Here is a 13,571-nt window from a genome sequence, read left to right as displayed (position 1 = left end):
GCATGGACGATCAGCCCGTCATATCCCTGCGCGGAGCGACGGCGACCCTCGGCGCACGGCCGGTGCTGCGCGGCGTGGACCTGACCGTACGGCGCGGCGAGGTCGTCGCGCTGCTCGGCGCCAACGGCTCCGGCAAGTCCACGGCCGTACGGGCCGTCGTCGGCCAGGTGCCGCTCACCGGCGGCGAGCTGGAGCTCTTCGGCACGCCCCGGCGGCGCTTCCGCGACTGGGCGCGCGTCGGCTACGTACCGCAGCGCACGACCGCCGCCGGCGGGGTGCCCGCGACCGTGGGCGAGGTCGTCTCCGCCGGGCGGCTGGCCCGCACCCGGCTGGGCTTCCTGCGCAAGGCCGACCGCGAGGCGGTCGTACGGGCCCTGGAGCTCGTCGGCATGGCCGACCGGCTCAAGGACTCCGTCGACGCGCTCTCCGGCGGCCAGCACCAGCGGGTGCTCATCGCCCGCGCGCTGGCCGGCGAACCCGAACTGCTGATCATGGACGAGCCGATGGCCGGCGTCGACCTGGCCTCCCAGGAGGTCCTCGCGGACGCGCTGCGCGCACAGGTCGCCCGGGGCGCCACGGTCCTCGTCGTCCTGCACGAGCTCGGCCCGCTGGAGCCGCTCATCGACCGTGCGGTCGTCCTGCGCGACGGCTGCGTGGTCCACGACGGCCCGCCGCCCGAGGCCGTGGGCCAGCACGCGCTGCCCGGCCACGACCACGTACACCCGCACGCCGGCCCGGCAGCGGAACCGATTCGGACAGGGCTGCTGACCTGATGGACATCCTCGAACCCGCCTTCATGCAGCGGGCGCTGCTCGCCGCCCTCCTCGTCGGCCTCACCGCCCCCGCCATCGGCACCTACCTCGTCCAGCGCCGGCAGGCGCTGATGGGCGACGGCATCGGCCACGTCGCCCTCACCGGCGTCGGCCTGGGCTTCCTGCTCAACACCAGCCCGGTGTGGGTCGCCACGGCCGTGTGCGTCGTCGGCGCCATCGTGATGGAGCTGATCCGCTCGTACGGCAAGGCCCGCGGCGACATCGCGCTCGCCATGCTCTTCTACGGCGGCATGGCCGGCGGGGTGATGCTCACGAGCCTGTCGGACGCCGGCTCCAACGCCAACCTCGTCTCGTACCTCTTCGGCTCGATCACCACCGTGTCGGAGCAGGACATGACCGCCATCTGCGTGCTGGCGGCGTTCGTGATCCTGGTCACCATCGGACTGCGGCGCCAGCTCTTCGCCATCTGCCAGGACGAGGAGTTCGCCCGGGTCACCGGGCTGCCGGTGCGGCTGCTGAACCTGCTGGTCGCGATCACGGCGGCGGTGACCGTCACGGTCGCCATGCGCGTCGTCGGCCTGCTGCTGGTCAGCGCCCTGATGGTGATCCCGGTGGCCGCCTCGCAGGCCGTCTCGCGCAGTTTCGCGACGACCTTCGCGCTGGCCATGGGCATCGGCGTCGTGGTCGCCGTCTCCGGCACGGCCACCTCGTACTACGTCGACGTGCCCTCCGGCGCGACCATCGTGCTGCTGGCGATCGGCGTCTTCATCGCGCTGACCGCGCTCGCGGCACCCCTGACCAGGAAACGCGCCAAGCGGGCCGCCGCCCAGGAAGGGTGCACGCTCCGGGCGCCCGAGAGCCGTACCGCCGCCGACGACGTCCAGGTCTGAGCCGACGGCGGCCGAGGCACCGTAAAGATCCGTAAAGGTCGCACCCGTCGGTCCGGGCTTACCCGCCCGGTCCCGCGGACTGGCACAATTGGCCGTGCGACACGTGCGGATGGGTGTTCAGGCGAGCTTTTGGAGGCAACTGTGGCGACCGCGGGTCCCCCGGTACGCGGCCGGTCCACCAAGCAGCGGGCCGCGGTCGCGGCCGCGCTCGACGAGGTGGACGAGTTCCGGAGCGCGCAAGAACTGCACGACATGCTCAAGCACCGCGGCGCCTCGGTCGGTCTGACCACCGTCTACCGCACACTCCAGTCCCTCGCCGACGCGGGCGAGGTCGACGTGCTGCGCACCAGCGAGGGCGAGGCGGTCTACCGCCGCTGCTCCAGCGGTCACCACCACCACCTGGTGTGCCGGGACTGCGGCAAGGCCGTCGAGGTCGAGGGCCCGGCCGTGGAGAAGTGGGCGGATTCGATCGCCGCGGAGCACGGCTTCGTGGACGTCGCCCACACGATCGAGATCTTCGGAACCTGCGGGGAGTGCGCGGCGTCGCGCTGACCCGTCATACGTATGCCCCGGGCGTCGGAAGACGCCCGGGGCATACGTCTGCGCGCTCAGCCGCGCGGCAGGCCCACCCTCAGCGCTCGCGCACTGCGGACGGCGCGCGTACGGGCGCGCAGCGCGGACCGGATGTCGGCGGCCGTCAGCTCGTACTCGAACGTCAGGGCATCGGCCGGGGCCGGTACCGTCGAAGTCCCGATCACGCGCCGCCCTGCTCCTCGTTCGGCATGGCCCCGCCGAAGCGGCGGTCGCGCTGCGCGTACTCCAGGCACGCCCGCCACAGGTCGCGGCGGTCGAAGTCCGGCCAGAGGACGTCCTGGAAGACCATCTCGGCGTAAGCGCTCTGCCAGATCAGATAGTTGGACGTGCGCTGCTCACCGGACGGGCGTACGAACAGGTCGACGTCCGGCATGTCCGGGTAGTAGAGGTACTTGGCGAAGGTCTTCTCGTTGACCTTCGAGGGGTCCAGCCGCCCGGCGGCGATGTCCCGCCCTATGGCCGCCGCGGCGTCGGCGATCTCCGCGCGGCCGCCGTAGTTGACGCAGAAGTACATGGTCATGGCGTCGTTGTTCTTCGTCTGCTCCTGGGCGATCTGGAGCTCCTCGACCACGGACTTCCACAGCTTCGGCATCCGGCCGGTCCAGCGGACCCGGATGCCGAGCTCGTCCATCTCGTCGCGGCGGCGGCGGATGACGTCGCGGTTGAAGTTCATCAGGAAGCGCACCTCTTCGGGCGAACGCTTCCAGTTCTCGGTCGAGAAGGCGTACAGGGAGAGGTTCTTGACGCCCATCTCCAGGCAGCCCTTGAGCACGTCCATGACGACGCCCTCGCCGACCTTGTGCCCCTCGGTGCGCGGCAGGCCGCGCTCCTTCGCCCAGCGGCCGTTGCCGTCCATGACGATCGCCACGTGGTTGGGCACCAGCTCACCGGGGATCTTCGGCGGACGTGCCCCGGACGGATGCGGCTCGGGCGTGAGGTACTCGCGTCGGGAACGGCCAAGAATCCCGCGTCGTGCCATGGATGCCACTTCTCCTCGATACCGGTTACTTCTCTACATAACGGAGGGAGCGGAGCCCCCGCTCCAGATGCCAGTGCAGATACGCGGCCACCAGACCGCTGCCCTCCCTGACATGACGCGCCTCACAGGCGTCCGCCGTCGCCCAGTCCCCGGTCAGCAGCGCGCCGAGGAGCTCGATCGACTCCGAGGAGGGTACGACGCTTCCGGGCACCCGGCACTCCCCGCAGACCACGCCGCCCGCGGCCACCGAGAAGAATCGGTTCGGTCCGGGCATGCCGCACTTCGCGCACGCCTCGAAGCTGGGGGCGTAGCCGTTGACGGCGAGGGAGCGCAGCAGGAACGCGTCCAGGATGAGGTGCGGGGCGTGCTCGCCCGCGGCGAGCGTGCGCAGCCCTCCGACCAGCAGCAGGTACTGCTGCACGGCGGGCTCGCCCTCGTGGTCGGTGAACCGCTCGGCGGTCTCCAGCATGGCGGTGCCGGCGGTGTAGCGGGCGTAGTCGGTGACGATGGGGCCGCCGTAGGCGGCGATGGTCTCGCTCTGGGTGCACATCGGCAGCCCGCGCCCGACGAGCTCGCTGCCGTGCGCGAAGAACTGCACGTCGACGTGCGAGAACGGCTCCAGCCGCGCCCCGAACTTCGACTTCGTCCGCCGCACCCCACGGGCCACGGCGCGCACGCGGCCGTGGCCGCGGGTGAGGAGGGTGATGATGCGGTCGGCCTCGCCGAGCTTCTGGGTCCTCAGGACGATGCCGTCGTCGCGAAAGAGACTCATCGCCCGCCCCCGAGCTTCCGGGTGCGCAGGACGATGCCGTCGTCGCGGAACAGGCTCATGGGGACATTGTCCCGTACGACCGGGGTGGACCCGTACGGGCGGCATGGACCCGCACAAGCAGACCGGGCTCGTACGGACAGGCTGGGGCGGACCGGACAGCATGGAGGAAGGCCCTCCGCTCCGCGTGCAGAATGGCCCCATGCTGATCTCCGATTCCTCCGTGAGCCCGCCGTGAGCGCGGCACACACCTCGCGCCGGCGTCTGCCGGTGGTCGTGGCCATGGTCGGCTTGATCCTGCTGTCGGCGGCGGGCTTCCTGCTGTTCGTCACGGTGCCGGACCGGCAGGCCACGGGACGGGCCTTCGCGACGGCGCCGGCCTGTCTGTCGGACGAGCCGTCCACGGACTGCCGGAAGGCGGTCGAGGCCGTCGTGAAGAAGACCGAGACCGTGCACGGCGCCTACCGGGCGCACTACTGGCTCACTCTCGCCGAGCGTGAGGGGGCCACCCGCCGCGTGGACATGAGCGGGCCCGCGTCGATCTTCGGCGCCGTCTCGCCCGGTGACGAGGTCACCGCGACCTCCTGGCGGGGCAAGGTCCGCTACGTGGAGTTCATGGGCAAGCGGCAGTACGAGGCCGACGAGCCCAAGGACGGCTACCGCTTCCCGCTGGGCGCCGGTCTGGCCCTGCTCGTCGCGAGCGGAACGGCCTTCTGGCTCGCCCTCGTGGTCGCCCGGCGGGCCCGGGGCAACCCCGCGCCCGGCCCCTTGCGGGTCGCCGTGGCGCTGGCGGCGGGCCTGGGCGCCTCGCTCGTCGCCTTCTTCTCGCCGGTCGTGACGGACTCGGCGGCGACGGCCGTGCTCGTCACCGGGGCGGGCGCGGTGCCGCTCGCCCTCGTCGCGCCGACGCTCGGCCGGCAGGTCCGGCGGCGCGTGCGGGGGCGGCGGCGCCGGGGCGCCCACCAGCGTCAGGAAGCCGCCGCCCAGGGCTGAGGGGTCTCCGGCCGGGCGCTACGACGGCGTGCGGGCCGCCGCCAGCAGGCGGTCGGTGTCCTCCGGGCGGATCAGCAGCGCCCGCCCCACCGTGGCCAGGACCTCCCGCTCGGCGGGCCGGTAGGGCCCGTCGGCCAGTGCGATGCGGGCGCCCTGCAGCAGGATCGATTCCCGGCCGGCGGGCGCGAGGTGCGGGGCCAGCGGCTCCAGCGCCTCGTGCAGCTCGATCGCCAGCGCCGTGCCCCGCGGGTCGAAGCCGTCGCGGCCGCAGCCGGCTCCCAGGCCCGTACCGCCCGCGTACATGCCCGGCAGCCGGCCCGTGTCCGCCGCGAGCGCCTCGATCAGCGTGATCAGCTGCTCCTCGCTGCAGTCGACGAAGCCGGCCGCGCGCACCGCGCCCACGGCGGCCCTGCGGACCGTACGGGCCTCGGTGCCGCCCGCGGCGAGGACGGCGAGGGCGACGGTGTGCACGGCGTCGCGGAGCATCGCGGAGAAGCGCGTGGTGGTGGGGTGGTCGAGGATGTCCGTGCCGTAGCGGGCGCGGCAGGCGGTGCACTCGACGATCGGTCCGACCGGCCCGCGCGGCAGCAGCGGCAACCCGAACACGACCAGCCGACGGCGCCCCGTACGACGGCGGTAGTTGCGGTCGCCACCGCACCCCGGGCAGTAGAACTCGCCGTCGCCGACGGTCCGCCACACGGTGCGTACGCCCACCACACACCGGTCCGGACCGGATCGGCCTTGCGCGTGCATCACGGCGCACCTCCATAACGCCACGGCCTCGTCGCCGCGTTGACGTGATGTTAGCCACATCGGTGATGTGGCGTCAGTACCCCGTGCGCAGAGTCCCGGCGCCAGTTGGACGATTACGCCACCGAGCCACCGGATACGGTGGATTCGGTGGCGGTCGCTTGACGGCTGTTCGGGCTCAGCCGCGGTAGGCGCGGTTGACCGCGGAGACGACGGCCTTGATCGAGGCGCGGGTGGTGTTGGGGTCGATGCCGATGCCCCACAGCACCTTGCCGTCGATCACGCACTCGATGTACGAGGCGGCCCGGGCGCTGGCGCCCTCGCTCATGGTGTGCTCGGTGTAGTCGAGCAGGCGGGCGTCGACGCCGACGGCGGCCAGCGCGTCGAAGAAGGCGGAGATCGGGCCGTTGCCGGTGCCGGTCAGGACCGTCTCCACGCCGTCCACCACGGCCTCGACGGTCAGCGCGTCGGTGCCCTCGCCGGCGGTCGAGGTCTGGTGCGAGCGCAGCGCGATCCGGCCCCAGGGGTTGCCGTCCATGGGCAGGTACTCGTCCTGGAAGACCGACCAGATCTCCTGCGGGGTGACCTCGCCGCCCTCGGCGTCCGTCTTCGCCTGGATGATCCTGGAGAACTCGATCTGCATGCGGCGCGGCAGGTCCAGCTTGTGGTCGTGCTTGAGGACGTAGGCGATGCCGCCCTTGCCGGACTGCGAGTTGACGCGGATGACGGCCTCGTACGAACGGCCGACGTCCTTGGGGTCGATGGGCAGGTAGGGCACGGCCCACTCGATGTCGTCCACGGTCTTCCCAGCGGCGGCGGCGGTGGCCTCCATCGCCTCGAAGCCCTTCTTGATGGCGTCCTGGTGGGAGCCGGAGAAGGCGGTGTAGACCAGGTCGCCCGCGTAGGGGTGGCGCGGGTGGACCTCCATCTGGTTGCAGTACTCGGCGGTCCGGCGGACCTCGTCGATCTGCGAGAAGTCGATCTGCGGGTCGACGCCCTGGGAGAAGAGGTTCATGCCCAGGGTGACCAGGTCGACGTTGCCGGTGCGCTCGCCCTGGCCGAAGAGGCAGCCCTCGATGCGGTCGGCACCGGCCATGATCGCCAGTTCGGCGGCGGCGACGGCCGTGCCCCGGTCGTTGTGCGGGTGCACGGACAGGCAGATGTGCTCGCGCCGGGAGAGGTGGCGCGACATCCACTCGAAGCGGTCGGCGTGGGTGCTGGGCGTGGAGCGCTCCACGGTGGCCGGCAGATTGAGGATGATCTCGCGGCCGGCCTCGGGCTGCCAGACGTCCATGACTCCCTCGCAGACCTCCAGGGCGAAGTCCAGCTCGGTGTCGGTGAAGATCTCCGGCGAGTACTGATAACCGAAGATCGTCTCGTCGCCGAGGATCTTGTCGGCGTACTCCATGACCAGCCGGGTGCCGTCGACGGCGATCTGCTTGACCTGCTCGCGGGAGCCGCGGAAGACGACGCGGCGGAAGACGGGCGCGGTGGCGTTGTAGAGGTGGACGGTCGCGCGGTGGGCGCCGCGCAGCGATTCGACGGTGCGCTCGATCAGCTCTTCGCGCGCCTGGGTCAGAACGGAGATCGTCACGTCCTCGGGGACGGCGCCCTCTTCGATGATCGACCGTACGAAGTCGAAGTCGGTGGCCCCGGAGGAGGGGAAGCCGACCTCGATCTCCTTGTAGCCCATGCGGACCAGCAGGTCGAACATCTCGCGCTTGCGGGCCGGGGACATCGGGTCGATCAGGGCCTGGTTGCCGTCGCGCAGGTCGGTGGAGAGCCAGCGGGGGGCGGTGGTGATGCGCTGTTCGGGCCAGGTGCGGTCGGGGATGTCGACGGCGTCGTAGCGACCGTATTTGTGGACCGGCATCCCGGAGGGCCGCTGCCTGACGGTCGCGGCGGTGACGGGCGTGGGGCGGCCTACGGAAATCTCGGGCATCTGCGTGGGGCTCCTCGTGTGTCCACTGGGACGGCCGACGGGGCTGATCACCGGCGGGTGACCGCAACACCGAACTCCGCGGGGAGGGGGTCGGCCTACGACTACAGGCCCTCGCCGCGGCAGCTAAGAAGAAGCAGCCCGTAACGCATGATGTCCAGCACCCTAACCGAGACGACCGCGCCGCAGGAGCCCCGTATCAGCATGCGGGACACCGGCGCGCCGGCGAGCGCGGGAAGAGCCGGGAGGAAATACGGAATTGCTGTCTCTCAAATAATAGACAACCACTCGATTTCATTAATCATGACGCCAAGCAGTGACAAGACCGGGAGCGGGTGCCACATTGCCGCCATGAAACCCGCTATGAATCCGGTCTTCTGCACCATCGTGCCTCCGCATGTCCTCGACAAACTCGCACAGTCGGACGACCCCGCCGTCCACGGCCCCGCGCGGCGCACCCTCGAACACGACTCCCTCCAGCGCACCCGCCGCCGCATCACGGCGGCCCGGGGCCTCGCCGCGCCGACCGGCACCCCGTCCGACAAGCCGCTGCGCACCATCTTCGACGCCGAGCACCGCGAGGTCGCGCCAGGTCGGAAGGTGCGCTCCGAGGGCGACCAGCCCTCCAAGGACGCCACCGTCAACCGCGCGCACGCCGGTCTCGGCGCCACCTTCGACCTGTTCATGAAGGTCTACGGACGGCACTCCATCGACGACTCCGGGCTGCCGCTGAATGCGACCGTCCACTACGGCGAGAATTACGACAACGCGTTCTGGGACGGCTCCCAGATGGTGTTCGGCGACGGGGACAACGACCTCTTCCGGGACTTCACGATTCCGGTGGATGTCATCGGCCACGAGCTCACGCACGGGGTGACCCAGCACACGGCGAATCTGGAGTACTACGGCCAGTCGGGCGCGCTGAACGAGTCGCTCTCGGACGTGTTCGGCTCGCTGATCAAGCAGTACGCGCTCGGCCAGTCCGCCGATCAGGCCGACTGGCTGATCGGGGCGGGCCTGCTGGGCCCCAATGTGGACAGCGGCGAGGCGCTGCGCTCGATGAAGGCGCCGGGGACGGCGTACGACGACAACGTGCTCGGCAAGGACCCGCAGCCCGCCACCATGGACGACTACGTCCGCACGTCACGCGACAACGGCGGCGTGCACATCAATTCCGGCATCCCCAATCACGCCTTCTACCTCCTGGCCACAGACCTCGGCGGCAACGCCTGGGAGCGGGCCGGGAAGATCTGGTACGCCACGCTGACCGGCGGCGAGCTGGCCTCCGACGCCGATTTCGCGGAATTCGCGCGGCTGACCGCCACGTCGGCCCGGGGCCTGTACGGCGAGGGGGACGAGATTCAGGCCGTTCTCAAGGCGTGGTCGCGGGTGGGGGTTCCCACCTCGTAGAGCGGAGCGGACGGGGTAAGGATGGCGGTATGCGTATTGCCATCATCCGATCAGGCGGTTTCGCCGGCATCGAGCGGCGGGCCGAGCTGGATACCACCGGCCGGCCCGACGCGGCCCATCTGCAGGCCCTGGCCCACCGGGCGGTCGCCCACGCCCCGGGCGGTGGCCCGGGGTGCGGGGAGACGACGTCGCCGCGCGGGGTGCCGGACGCCTTCCACTACGAGATCACCGTGGACGGCCGCACGGTCCACTGCGCGGATCCGCACCTCACGCCGGAGCAGCGGGAGCTGATCCGCTTCGTGCTGAAGGAAGGCGCGTGAGCGCCTCCCGCTGATCGCTCCGCGACGCGGCGCCCGGGCTCAGAAGCCCAGCTTGCGCAGCTGCTCGGGGGCCCCTCCCGACCGCCGCCCTCGCACCGCTCGGCCCCTGGGGGCCTCACAGGCTTCGGGCCGCTGCTCCGGCCTCCGGCCGCCGGTGGGCCGCCGCCTCAGAACCCGAGCTTGCGCAGCTGCTTGGGGTCGCGCTGCCAGTCCTTGGCGACCTTCACATGCAGGTCGAGGTAGACCGGGGTACCGAGGAGCGCCTCGATGTGCTTGCGGGACTTCATGCCCACCTCCTTCAGCCGGGCGCCCTTGGGGCCGATGATGATGCCCTTCTGGCTGGGGCGCTCGATGTAGACATTCGCGTGGATGTCCAGCAGCGGCTTGTTCGCGGGGCGGTCCTCGCGGGGCAGCATCTCCTCGACCACGACGGCGATGGAGTGCGGCAGCTCGTCCCGGACGCCCTCCAGGGCGGCCTCGCGGATCAGCTCCGCGACCATGACCTGCTCGGGCTCGTCGGTGAGGTCGCCCTCGGGGTAGAGCGGCGGGCTCTCGGGGAGCAGCGGGGCGATCAGGTCGGCCAGCAGCGAGACCTGCTTGTCGCCGACCGCCGAGACGGGGACGATCGTCTGCCACTCGAAGCCCAGCTCCACGGCGAGCTGGTCGATGGCGATCAGCTGCTCGGCGAGCTGCTTGGAGTCGACCAGGTCCGTCTTGGTGACGATAGCGATCTTGGGGGTCTTCTTGATCCCCGCGAGCTCCTTGGCGATGAACTTGTCACCCGGGCCGAGCTTCTGGTCGGCGGGCAGGCAGAAGCCGATCACGTCGACCTCGGCCCAGGTGGTCCGTACGACGTCGTTGAGGCGCTCGCCGAGCAGGGTGCGCGGCTTGTGCAGACCGGGGGTGTCCACCAGCACGAGCTGGGCGTCCGGGCGGTGCACGATGCCGCGCACGGTGTGCCGGGTGGTCTGCGGGCGGTTGGAGGTGATCGCGACCTTCGTCCCCACCAGTGCGTTGGTCAGGGTCGACTTGCCCGCGTTGGGCCGGCCGACGAAGCACGCGAAGCCCGCGCGGTGAGGGGCCTGGGAGGGGGAGGCAGCACTGTCCATACTCGGTATTCTCCCCGATCCCCCGGCCCCCGCCGACCAGCGGTCCCGCGCGGTGGGCACCCGGACCCCGCCCGGCACCGTGTCCGGCCTCCCGCTCCGCCTCCGGCTCAGCCCGCGCTGAGCGTGGCGCGCAGGGCGCCGTCGGGGCCGGCGAGCAGGACGGGCGCGGTGGGTCCGCCCAGGTCGCGCACGGCCGCGCGGTCCTCCTCGGACACCGTCGCGGCGTCGGAGACGACGGCGGCGGCCTCCAAGGACTTCGCGCCACTGGCGACGGCCATCGCGACGGCCGTCCGCAGGGCGCTGAGGCGGAGCGAGTCGAGCGCGACGGTCCCGGCGACATACGTCCGTCCCGTCTCGTCACGCACGGCGGCCCCCTCGGGAACCCCGTTGCGCGCCCGCGCGGAACGGGCCAGCGTGATGATCTTGCGGTCTTCGGGGTCCAGCGTCGTCTCCGTCATACGGGCGAGCATATGCAGCACCGCCCGGGGCCCGGGAGCCGGGCGCGGACCCGGGAAGCGAAGGGCCGACCCGGTCGTACGGACGTCAGCCCGCGATCGAGTACATCCCCCCGCGCCGCCCCTCCGGGGAGTTCAGCCACTCCACCTTCGCGGCCGTCCCCGACTCCGGCACGGGGTTGTGCAGGACGATCGTCAGGTCCGGGCGGGCCGGTACGCGCAGCTGGGTGCTCTCGAAGTACAGCGCGCCGACCAGCGGGTGCTCCAGCTCCTTGACCAGCTGGCCGCCGGCCCGCACGTCACCGCGCGCCCAGAGCGCCGCGAACTCCTCGCTCGCCTCGGACAGCTCCGCGACGATCGCCTCGAAGCCCTCGTCGTCGGGGTGGTCCGAGCAGGCGGCGCGGAACTGGGCCACGACGCGGTGGGCGTTCGCCTCCCAGTTCGCGGCGCGCGAGCGGTAGACGGGGTCGGTGAAGAAGGTGATCAGGCAGTTCTGCCGGATCTCCGGGCGGAAGCCCATGACCATGCCGGCCGATTCGTTGTAGCCGACCGTGTTCCAGTAGGGGTCCATGATGTGCGCCGGGAGGGGCATCCAGGCGTCGATCAGCCGGTGCAGCCCTTCGCACAGGTACTCCGGGTCCCGCACGGACTCGGGCAGCGGCGGGTTCAGGCCCGCCAGGACGTACAGATGGCGGCGCTCCGGGCCGGTCAGCCGCAGCACTCGCGCGACCGCGTCGATCACCTGCGGGGAGACGGTGATGTCACGCCCCTGCTCCAGCCACTGGTACCAGGAGGCGCCCACTCCGGCGAGGACCGCGACCTCCTCGCGGCGCAGCCCCGGCGTGCGGCGGCGGGCTCCGCCGTCGGGCAGGCCGGCCTCGGCCGGACTCACCCGCGCCCGGCGGCTCATCAGGAAGTCGCGCAGCTCCTGGCGGCGGCGCGGCTTGGCACCCCGCGCGTCCGGCGTCGTGCTCGCTTCGGTCCTGCTGACGGTCATGGCTTCCCCCTTGCCTGGTGGTACGGCCACCACCATAAGCAGTGTCTCCCCACGGGTGTTCCGGACGCCCGAGGGTGGTGACCATGGCGATCGACACCTCCCCTGCCCCCACCGTCCCCGCACCACCACAGGCCGCGGCCGAAGCCTGCATGTCCCCCCGCGCGAAGCTGATCCTGCTGGTGCTGTGCGCCGCGCAGTTCATCATCGCGCTCGACTTCTCGATCCTGAACGTCGCGCTGCCCGTCCTCGGTGACGACCTGGGCATGGGCCAGGCCGACCTCCAGTGGGCGGTCACCGCCTTCGCCCTGCCGTCCGGTGGCTTCCTGCTGTTCTTCGGCCGCATCGCCGACCTCTACGGACGGCGCCGGCTCTTCCTGACCGGCCTCGCCCTCTTCGCCGTGGCCTCCGTGCTCGCCACCCTGGCCTGGAACCCGGCGGCCTTCCTCGCCGGCCGCGCCCTCCAGGGCCTGGGCGCCGCCGTCATCGTGCCGACCGGCATGTCGCTGCTGACGACGACCTTCGCCGAGGGCCCGCAGCGCGAACGCGCGCTCGGCATCAGCGGCACCCTCCTGTCGCTGGGCTTCACCATCGGCATGGTGCTCGGCGGCGTCATGACGGACACCCTCGGCTGGCGCTCCACGATGGGTCTGCTGGCCGTGGCCGGCCTGGCCATCCTGGCCGTCGCGCCCGGCCTGCTGACCGAGTCCCGCCGCCCCGAGCGCCCCCGCCTGGACATGCCGGGCGCGGCGACCGTGACCGGTGGCCTGCTGGCCCTCATCTACGCCCTGTCGACGGCGGCCCAGCGGGGCTTCGGTGGCGTCGACGTCCTCGCCACGCTGATCGGCGGCGTCGTCCTGCTCGCCGCCTTCGTGGTCATCGAGTCCCGGGCGGCCGAGCCGCTCGTATCGCTGCCGATGCTGCGCCGGCGGTCGGTCGCCTGGGGCAATCTGGCCGGGCTGACCACGTTCTCCATGATGAGCACCGTCGTCTTCCTCCTCACGCTCTACCTCCAGGAAGTGCTGGACCTCTCCGCCTTCGTCACCGGTCTGGTCTTCGGCGTCCAGGGCGTCATCGCGGCCGTCGCCGGGGTGACCGCCCCCAAGGTCATCGCCCGCTTCGGCGCCCGCAACACCCTGGTGGCCGGCCTGGCCGTCCAGGCGGTCACCACCGCCGCGCTGCTGGGCCTGGGCCTGGGCTCGGCCGGTGTGTGGCTGACTCTGGTGGCCGCGTCCCTCGCCTGCGTGGGTCACCTGTGGGCGATCGTCGCCTACGGCGTCACCGCCACCTCCGGCCTGCCGGACGGCGAACAGGGTCTGGCCACCGGTCTGGTGACCAGCTCTCAGCAGGTCGGCCTCACCATCGGCATCCCCCTGCTGAGCGCCCTGTCCTCGGCGCACATCGCCTCGCTCCGGGACGGCGGTTCGGGTTTCGCGGCGGCCACCCTCGGCGGGATCCGGCTGGGCCTGGGCGTCGACGCGGCCGTCGTCGCGGCCGTCGCGGTACTGGTGGCGATCGGCCTGGGCCGGGCGCGGGCGGCACGGGCCTGACGGCGGCGGGCACGGCGTCCGTCGCCCGAACGGTACGAGGCCGTGA

At 71.7% G+C, this 13,571-nt stretch carries 15 protein-coding genes; 7 read left to right on the top strand and 8 right to left on the bottom strand.

Going from position 1 to position 13,571, the window contains the following annotated elements; genetic code table 11:
- Nucleotides 1-2: 2 nt before the first annotated feature.
- The 3 genes from ACZ303_RS05740 to ACZ303_RS05730 all read left to right on the top strand — a co-directional run bounded on the left by ACZ303_RS05740 (nt 3) and on the right by ACZ303_RS05730 (nt 2,215).
- Complete coding sequence (locus ACZ303_RS05740) at nt 3-773, top strand: metal ABC transporter ATP-binding protein (RefSeq protein ID WP_467335378.1); 771 nt, start codon at nt 3-5, stop codon at nt 771-773.
- Nucleotides 773-1,663 (top strand): metal ABC transporter permease, encoded by an 891-nt coding sequence (locus tag ACZ303_RS05735; RefSeq protein WP_467335376.1) that lies wholly within the window; start codon nt 773-775, stop codon nt 1,661-1,663. The genes ACZ303_RS05740 and ACZ303_RS05735 overlap by 1 nt, the downstream gene beginning before the upstream one ends.
- Before the next feature lie 141 nt (nt 1,664-1,804).
- Nucleotides 1,805-2,215, top strand: coding sequence for a Fur family transcriptional regulator (locus ACZ303_RS05730; RefSeq protein WP_467335374.1), 411 nt, complete (start codon nt 1,805-1,807; stop codon nt 2,213-2,215).
- 56 nt (nt 2,216-2,271) lie between these two features.
- On the opposite strand, the gene ACZ303_RS05725 is transcribed toward ACZ303_RS05730, so the two are convergent.
- From ACZ303_RS05725 to recO, 3 genes are read right to left on the bottom strand one after another with little or no spacing between them, the layout of a single operon-like run.
- Complete coding sequence (locus tag ACZ303_RS05725) at nt 2,272-2,421, bottom strand: hypothetical protein (RefSeq protein WP_467335372.1); 150 nt, start codon at nt 2,419-2,421, stop codon at nt 2,272-2,274.
- A complete protein-coding gene (locus ACZ303_RS05720; RefSeq protein ID WP_467335371.1) occupies nt 2,418-3,236 on the bottom strand; it encodes an isoprenyl transferase in 819 nt (272 codons plus the stop codon). The genes ACZ303_RS05725 and ACZ303_RS05720 overlap by 4 nt, the downstream gene beginning before the upstream one ends.
- A 25-nt stretch (nt 3,237-3,261) precedes the next feature.
- The gene (gene recO / locus ACZ303_RS05715) at nt 3,262-4,008 is read right to left on the bottom strand and encodes a DNA repair protein RecO (protein WP_467335369.1); all 747 of its coding nucleotides are present in this window, start codon (nt 4,006-4,008) and stop codon (nt 3,262-3,264) included.
- A gap of 231 nt (nt 4,009-4,239) precedes the next feature.
- Here recO and ACZ303_RS05710 point away from each other — a divergent pair, with 231 nt between their 5' ends.
- On the top strand, nt 4,240-4,998 hold the full coding sequence (locus tag ACZ303_RS05710) for a hypothetical protein (protein WP_467335367.1): 759 nt from the start codon (nt 4,240-4,242) through the stop codon (nt 4,996-4,998).
- Nucleotides 4,999-5,016: 18 nt separating this feature from the next.
- Here ACZ303_RS05710 and ACZ303_RS05705 read toward each other — a convergent pair whose 3' ends face one another.
- Nucleotides 5,017-5,751, bottom strand: coding sequence for a TerB family tellurite resistance protein (locus ACZ303_RS05705; RefSeq protein WP_467335811.1), 735 nt, complete (start codon nt 5,749-5,751; stop codon nt 5,017-5,019).
- 175 nt (nt 5,752-5,926) lie between these two features.
- On the bottom strand, nt 5,927-7,690 hold the full coding sequence (gene leuA / locus ACZ303_RS05700; RefSeq protein WP_467335365.1) for a 2-isopropylmalate synthase: 1,764 nt from the start codon (nt 7,688-7,690) through the stop codon (nt 5,927-5,929).
- Nucleotides 7,691-8,038: 348 nt separating this feature from the next.
- Between leuA and ACZ303_RS05695 the strand changes: the two genes are divergently transcribed.
- Both ACZ303_RS05695 and ACZ303_RS05690 read left to right on the top strand, forming a co-directional pair.
- Nucleotides 8,039-9,097 (top strand): M4 family metallopeptidase, encoded by a 1,059-nt coding sequence (locus tag ACZ303_RS05695; RefSeq protein ID WP_467335363.1) that lies wholly within the window; start codon nt 8,039-8,041, stop codon nt 9,095-9,097.
- Nucleotides 9,098-9,126: 29 nt separating this feature from the next.
- On the top strand, nt 9,127-9,417 hold the full coding sequence (locus ACZ303_RS05690) for a protealysin inhibitor emfourin (RefSeq protein ID WP_467335361.1): 291 nt from the start codon (nt 9,127-9,129) through the stop codon (nt 9,415-9,417).
- Between the two features lie 167 nt (nt 9,418-9,584).
- On the opposite strand, the gene era is transcribed toward ACZ303_RS05690, so the two are convergent.
- The 3 genes from era to ACZ303_RS05675 all read right to left on the bottom strand — a co-directional run bounded on the left by era (nt 9,585) and on the right by ACZ303_RS05675 (nt 11,978).
- Nucleotides 9,585-10,526, bottom strand: coding sequence for a GTPase Era (gene era, locus ACZ303_RS05685; protein WP_215080830.1), 942 nt, complete (start codon nt 10,524-10,526; stop codon nt 9,585-9,587).
- A gap of 107 nt (nt 10,527-10,633) precedes the next feature.
- Nucleotides 10,634-10,984 carry a cytidine deaminase gene (locus ACZ303_RS05680; RefSeq protein WP_467335358.1) on the bottom strand — a complete coding sequence of 117 codons (351 nt, stop codon included), beginning with the start codon at nt 10,982-10,984 and terminating at the stop codon, nt 10,634-10,636.
- An 85-nt stretch (nt 10,985-11,069) separates the two neighbouring features.
- Nucleotides 11,070-11,978, bottom strand: coding sequence for a helix-turn-helix transcriptional regulator (locus ACZ303_RS05675; RefSeq protein WP_467335356.1), 909 nt, complete (start codon nt 11,976-11,978; stop codon nt 11,070-11,072).
- Nucleotides 11,979-12,061: 83 nt separating this feature from the next.
- Between ACZ303_RS05675 and ACZ303_RS05670 the strand changes: the two genes are divergently transcribed.
- The gene (locus ACZ303_RS05670; RefSeq protein ID WP_467335354.1) at nt 12,062-13,525 is read left to right on the top strand and encodes an MFS transporter; all 1,464 of its coding nucleotides are present in this window, start codon (nt 12,062-12,064) and stop codon (nt 13,523-13,525) included.
- The last annotated feature ends 46 nt before the right edge of the window (nt 13,526-13,571 follow it).

The organism is Streptomyces sp. NPDC023527, from assembly GCF_055560115.1.
Note: the sequence above shows the minus strand (reverse complement) of the source record. Positions and strands in the feature narration are given on the sequence as shown.